Annotated in this window: 1 protein-coding gene; it reads left to right on the top strand. The window is 48.2% G+C overall.

Annotated elements, in window-relative coordinates:
- The coding region (locus ACLD7X_RS18940) for a hypothetical protein (RefSeq protein WP_411425224.1) at positions 1–185 on the top strand (185 nt) is incomplete at its 5' end.
- Between the last annotated feature and the right edge of the window lie 265 nt (positions 186–450).

Below are 450 nucleotides of genomic sequence, written 5' to 3'. Positions count from 1 at the left end.
CACTAGGTATGGTACCAAACGCTAGGGAAGAGTCCCGCGCTGGCCTTCAAACGCCACCGGATATCACTAACGAGCTACAAGGAACAATGGCGGTGTTTTCAGTGAAGAACCGTGGCGTGAGCACGATCGTGCGCTTTAGCACCGGGCGAACGGAAACAAGGTTGTTTCATATGGACACGTTGTAGAATCTGTAGCAACGTACGGTGATACATCGTGTGTGACAACGATCTTCAATTCGCTTGCCGAACGCGCAGAAAAAAATGTGGGTGAACACAAAACTCATTGACGATTCATTCCAACGGGCCTGGCAATCGTAAAGCACGCAGAATACTACACCTATCGTTCTGGAAGTTCTGATTGTCATCGTGGTACACCACAGTAGAATTACATACAAACCAACGAAACGAAGCGTGCTATATTCGGCCGCGCATGAGATGTTTCTACACTTAC

This window comes from Aphanothece microscopica RSMan92 (genome assembly GCF_046613545.2).
In the GTDB taxonomy this organism is placed as follows: domain Bacteria; phylum Cyanobacteriota; class Cyanobacteriia; order PCC-6307; family Cyanobiaceae; genus NIES-981.
Note: the sequence above shows the minus strand (reverse complement) of the source record. Positions and strands in the feature narration are given on the sequence as shown.